The 5067-nt window shown below is 44.4% G+C and carries 12 protein-coding genes; all 12 read left to right on the top strand.

Features of this window, described 5'->3' with window-relative positions; all coding sequences use genetic code 11:
* Positions 1 to 238 precede the first annotated feature (238 nt).
* The 12 genes from Xhom_RS20785 to Xhom_RS20740 all read left to right on the top strand — a co-directional run bounded on the left by Xhom_RS20785 (position 239) and on the right by Xhom_RS20740 (position 4930).
* Positions 239 to 511: a hypothetical protein gene (locus Xhom_RS20785; RefSeq protein WP_069315944.1), complete on the top strand. Its 273-nt coding sequence runs from the start codon at positions 239 to 241 to the stop codon at positions 509 to 511.
* Positions 508 to 675 (top strand): hypothetical protein, encoded by a 168-nt coding sequence (locus tag Xhom_RS31145; RefSeq protein WP_157104607.1) that lies wholly within the window; start codon positions 508 to 510, stop codon positions 673 to 675. Before Xhom_RS20785 ends, Xhom_RS31145 begins: the two co-directional genes overlap by 4 nt.
* Positions 672 to 1013 carry a hypothetical protein gene (locus Xhom_RS20780; RefSeq protein WP_069315945.1) on the top strand — a complete coding sequence of 114 codons (342 nt, stop codon included), beginning with the start codon at positions 672 to 674 and terminating at the stop codon, positions 1011 to 1013. Before Xhom_RS31145 ends, Xhom_RS20780 begins: the two co-directional genes overlap by 4 nt.
* A gap of 2 nt (positions 1014 to 1015) precedes the next feature.
* A complete protein-coding gene (gene exoX, locus Xhom_RS20775; RefSeq protein ID WP_338063744.1) occupies positions 1016 to 1687 on the top strand; it encodes an exodeoxyribonuclease X in 672 nt (223 codons plus the stop codon).
* A gap of 6 nt (positions 1688 to 1693) precedes the next feature.
* Positions 1694 to 2374: a DEAD/DEAH box helicase family protein gene (locus Xhom_RS20770; protein ID WP_069315946.1), complete on the top strand. Its 681-nt coding sequence runs from the start codon at positions 1694 to 1696 to the stop codon at positions 2372 to 2374.
* Positions 2371 to 2976 carry a DUF669 domain-containing protein gene (locus Xhom_RS20765; protein WP_069315947.1) on the top strand — a complete coding sequence of 202 codons (606 nt, stop codon included), beginning with the start codon at positions 2371 to 2373 and terminating at the stop codon, positions 2974 to 2976. The genes Xhom_RS20770 and Xhom_RS20765 overlap by 4 nt, the downstream gene beginning before the upstream one ends.
* Before the next feature lie 49 nt (positions 2977 to 3025).
* A complete protein-coding gene (locus Xhom_RS31140) occupies positions 3026 to 3190 on the top strand; it encodes a DUF7167 family protein (protein ID WP_157104608.1) in 165 nt (54 codons plus the stop codon).
* 64 nt (positions 3191 to 3254) lie between these two features.
* On the top strand, positions 3255 to 3515 hold the full coding sequence (locus tag Xhom_RS20760; RefSeq protein WP_069315948.1) for a hypothetical protein: 261 nt from the start codon (positions 3255 to 3257) through the stop codon (positions 3513 to 3515).
* A 54-nt stretch (positions 3516 to 3569) separates the two neighbouring features.
* On the top strand, positions 3570 to 3995 hold the full coding sequence (locus Xhom_RS20755; protein ID WP_069315949.1) for a zinc-finger-containing protein: 426 nt from the start codon (positions 3570 to 3572) through the stop codon (positions 3993 to 3995).
* Positions 3995 to 4147: a hypothetical protein gene (locus Xhom_RS31135; RefSeq protein WP_157104609.1), complete on the top strand. Its 153-nt coding sequence runs from the start codon at positions 3995 to 3997 to the stop codon at positions 4145 to 4147. Before Xhom_RS20755 ends, Xhom_RS31135 begins: the two co-directional genes overlap by 1 nt.
* 12 nt (positions 4148 to 4159) lie before the next feature.
* Positions 4160 to 4414 (top strand): hypothetical protein, encoded by a 255-nt coding sequence (locus tag Xhom_RS20750; protein ID WP_069315950.1) that lies wholly within the window; start codon positions 4160 to 4162, stop codon positions 4412 to 4414.
* A gap of 138 nt (positions 4415 to 4552) precedes the next feature.
* The gene (locus tag Xhom_RS20740) at positions 4553 to 4930 is read left to right on the top strand and encodes a phage protein NinX family protein (protein WP_084023053.1); all 378 of its coding nucleotides are present in this window, start codon (positions 4553 to 4555) and stop codon (positions 4928 to 4930) included.
* Positions 4931 to 5067 lie beyond the last annotated feature (137 nt).

Below are 5067 nucleotides of genomic sequence, written 5' to 3'. Positions count from 1 at the left end.
CGAATCTGCCGAACTGCACGCCCGAGCCCTCATTAGTCTGACCCAGAAATAACCCAGTCACGAAAATCATTAATCGTTTTCACTAACGAGGGATTTTTACATGCGAAATAACATGTTCGATGGGTGTGCAGTCATTCCAACACAACCACAGGCAGTCAGGAACAGGCGCGCATGGAAGTGCTGTCTGGCATTACTCATTGTTTCAATCGTTGTATTTATTCCGGTTTAGGAGGTAATCATGCACCCATCAATCAGCTACAGCTATGTCGAAAAGAAAGAAACGGTTAGGCACGGACGCATCCATATTACGTACACCTACCTCGGTGACATGCAATTTAATATTCCATTTTCGGAGTTCGCCAAACGCTCAGACCCCGACCACAGTGAAATGATCGCTCACATTGTGAATAACAGTGACGAAGAAAGTTTGGTTGAGTCCATTATCAAATCAGGGATGGGCCGCAAAATCGAAATGGAACTGGACAGGCAATTTCAGCAGGAGGCCGCATGAACTTTCTTAACGACTATATCCCCTATGACGCTCAGGATGAGCAGCAACGGAAATACACGGCGGAACAAATAGCCGAACATCGGGAACTGGAACATAAACGGGAGGTGTTAGGCATGGAGGGATTGTCCGTCAGTGCTCAGGATTTCGCAGGAGATTTCACATGACCAGCAATTACTGGCGCTCACCTGGCTGTTTCGTGCCGAAAGACCCGATAGAGCAGCAGCGATACCTCAAGGAATTGGTCTTCGCAACAATGATAAATAATACCCCACACCCCGCAAATAAAAAACTGTCTGAACGAGTTCGTGAAGAGCGGGCGGGACAAGCCAACCTCGAAGCCGCATTAAATCACCCCCCGCTACCACAACACATGGCAGAGGAACGCGCTAAATTAGAGCGTCAGGCGTCGCGGGATTATTGGTCAACTCATCACACGGAATACGATTTCTATCGGGGTGATTCACCTCACCGCCGTCACGGTGGTATCTGGACAGGAGATTAAAATTGACGATTTATAGAGTAGTAGACACAGAAACCTGTGACATGGACAGTGGGATTGTTGAGATAGCCAGTATTGATGTCGTGGACAACATAATCAATTACATCGAAAAACAATCCCATTTCGTAGACCCTCAAAAACCCATCTCAATTAGCGCAATGGCTATTCACCATATTACCGATGAAATGGTGGCCGGATTTCCATTAATTACCAATGTCATTGAGAAATACAAAGGCGCTGATTTTCTGGTTGCGCATAATGCGGCTTTCGATTCACGCATGATGCCAGAGATGGATGCACCGTTTATCTGCACATTGAAATTAGCCAAGCGTTTATGGCCTGACATGGAGAGTCACAGTAACCAGTACCTACGCTATGCACTGAAACTGGATGTTCATATGCCAGAGGGATTGCATGCTCACAGGGCGTTGTATGACTGTATTGTCACCGCGGCATTATTCAAGCGCATCAAGGATCAATCAAATTGGTCTGACAAGGAAATGCTGGAAATCAGTAATCAGCCCTCATTGTTGCACAAGTTCAAGTTTGGGAAGCACAAAGGGATGACATTTGAAGAGGTCAATCAACTCAATCCTAGCTATTTTGCATGGCTATTAAAACAACCCGACCTTGATCCTGATATTGAATTTACCATCAATTATTGGTTAGCGAGGTAGTCAGATATGGGAACTGCAACATTGATCCTCGGTGAATCTGGTACAGGGAAAAGTGCCAGTTTACGCAACCTTAACCCGGAAGAAACGTTATTAATCCAAACGGTCAGGAAGCCATTACCGTTTCGTTCCGCAGCATGGAAGCCCTTTAATAAAGAAAACCCCGCTGGTGCCATTTGCTCTACGGATAATTGGCAGCAAGTCATAGCCGTGATTAAGGCAGCCCCCAAGCATGGCAAGACAACTATCATCGTTGATGACTTTCAATACCTGATGGCTAATGAATTTATGCGCCGTTCGGAAGAAAAGTCCTTCGACAAATTCACGGAAATAGGCTCTCACGCATGGAACGTGATTGATAACGCCATCAGACAAACGCCAGACAATTTACGGATCTACTTCCTCTCTCACACGGAAGAAACCCAGATGGGGAAAGTGAAGATGAAGACTATCGGCAAGATGCTGGATGAGAAAATCACAGTGGAAGGGATGTTCACTATCGTACTGAAAACACTGGTCAAGGATGGACGCTATCTATTCACCACCCAAAACAACGGATTCGATACGGTTAAGTCACCCATGGGACTATTTGACTCATTCGAAATCGAAAACGACCTGAAAACCGTAGATGACGCTATTTGTGAGTACTATGGCCTTGTAAACCACCCCATTGAGGAATTAACCCCATGAATAATGTAATTTTCACCTACGACCAAGAATCAGCCATGAGTGCCGGACAAGGCGGTTTTATAAATGAAAGTGGCGCATATGTTATCACTATTAACGAAGCAAAACTGACCGCCGCCCAATCTGGCGCTGAGTTTATTGAGTTCTCTGGTGAGACGGATGATGGTCGCAAAGTCAGCTATCTGAGTATTTGCTGCAAGAAAAAAGATGGTTCAGTCAATGCGTTCGGTCACAGTCTGATACAGGCCATCATGGGATGTTGTGGTCTTCGTCAGATAACTAGCCATATGGTTTCTGTTAATAACCTGATTGCACCAGAATTCACAGGTAAGCGCGTTGGACTGGTACTGCAAAAGATACTCAGGACAAAAACAAACGGTGACGACACTTACGGAATGGATATCCGCATCCCGTTCTATGCTGATACTCGCCAGACCATTGCTGAGAAAGTTGAAGGGAAGCCAGCAACTACAGTAGATAAAGTCATAGCAAATCTGAAAGACAAGGATGACCGAAAATCAGTTCATTCTAACTCACAATCGCAATATTACACCCAACAGGATACACCACCCGCAGATTGGGATGATCAGGGTATTCCGTTCTAGTTCCATTCAGCCATCCAAACAGAACCCTCTAACCCCACAGGAACATCTAATGGACATGTACATCACCATACGAACTAACCGTGTCGGATCTGACGTAGAGCTACCCCTCGGTTACACGGCGGATGACTGGAATCAAATGTCATGGGGTGAACAGACAGACGCTATGTCTGCTGTCATCACGGAAAACATCCAGTACGCAATCCACGCCAAATAACCAACATCTAACCCCACCCATTAACTAACGCTACCTCAGTGGCGGGAGGCGTATTGTGACTATTATGAAAACAAAATACATCGTAATTATCCAGCGAGCCTGGCGTAACGATAGTGGCATTGGAATTATTTATAGTTCCGACCAAATTGGATTTGATAAGCGCGATAAGGCGATCGCGCATGGCTTTAAGTTAGGTGAGGGTGACGATTTTAATATCGGGGTTTTGGTCAATGACCGTTTAGTCTCAATAGATTGGATGAATAAGCCAGTTGATACAGAACCCCATGTGCTACGGGAAGCCGAAGAACAGCTTTGTCTGATTTAGGTTCATAAATGGACTCTCGTCTAAATGCCGTGAAAGAAGCATTAAGGAGATTACATGCAATACACACCATGGAACCCCAATCCTAAAGCAGTACAACGGGTCAATGACCCAGTTCCCGTTCCTACCCAATGCCAATGCTGCCATAACCACGTGACCATCGCCCATCACACGGAGGTGTTTGGGGAAATTCGCAGTCGCTGGCCGTGGCTCTATGTCTGCTGGTCATGCGATGCCCGCGTAGGAATGCACCCGGAAACGAATATTCCGCTGGGCTATCTGGCAGATAAACCGACACGGGAGGCGAGACGGAAAGGCAAGCAGGTTTTTGATCGGATGCGGGCATTCAGGAACTGGGAACGCACGGATGCTTACAGATGGTTAGCTTGGCAATTAGGCATCAGTTTCAATCGTTGCCACTTCGGCTGGTTTGATACTGATATGTGTGAACGGGCAGCGAATATATGCAGGGAGTTTAAATAATGGGTAACAAACGTCGTTTTAATTTGTGGCAATGGATTTGGTTGCAGGTCTGGAATTTATCAGAATGGAGCGGAATAGGTTTAGGCCGTTTTGCTCCGTGGATATTTCATCAAATGATTGGGTGTAATTCTTTAGTCAAGAAAATAAAATAACAGGAATCAGAAATGAATAATAATGTAATTAAACGAATAAACGTGGAATTAGAATCAGCCGAGAAATTAAAATCAGCAGGCGCTAATGAAATAACATTAAATTTGGATATATTTATAACAATATTAAAACGCCTTGCTAACTATGAAAATATGAAGCCTGTTGCTATATATAATTTAGCTGATGGTAAGGTTTATAAAAGCATTCATGATATAGGCGATGGAAAAAGCGTATTCGCAGTAGAGCTATATCCTCATCCCAACAAATAGCGAGAACCATCATGGATATTATCGACGCAGCTAACGATATCGTTGAGCTGAATCTATCTCATGCGCTTCAGAACCGGCCACCAGCATTAACCAGTATCAACGGGATGTGCCGATGGTGTGAGACGGAGCCAGCAACACATGGGGCATTCTGTAGCAAGGAGTGCGGGGAGGATTATAAACAGGATAGGAGGAAGAATGGACTATAGCGAATTGTCAGATTTCGAAATTAACAAACGGGTAGCAGAATATATTGGTATCACACCAGATAATATATTCGATAAGGAGAATGTAATTTTTAGACCATTTGGAAATGATAAATTTGAAAATTTCGACCCATGCAATAATCCATATGATGCAATGCCAATTATTATCGAAAACGGAATCAGCCTGATATTTGAAAAAGGTAAATTTGAATTTGCAACTAATGACGGTGACATTGAGTGCTCTCTCGATAATCCATATAAAGCGGCGATGGTTATATTCCTACATATAAAGGGCATGGAGAATGAAATATAGCCTCATATTAGCCGATCCTCCGTGGCAATATAATAACTCAGCCAGCAACGGAGCAGCCAACAATCACTACACTACCACCGATTTTTATTCCCTCACCCGATTACCCATAGAACAAATAGCCGCTGAAAATTCCGTCC

The organism is Xenorhabdus hominickii (genome assembly GCF_002632725.1).
Taxonomy (GTDB): Bacteria; Pseudomonadota; Gammaproteobacteria; order Enterobacterales; family Enterobacteriaceae; genus Xenorhabdus; species Xenorhabdus hominickii.
Note: the sequence above shows the minus strand (reverse complement) of the source record. Positions and strands in the feature narration are given on the sequence as shown.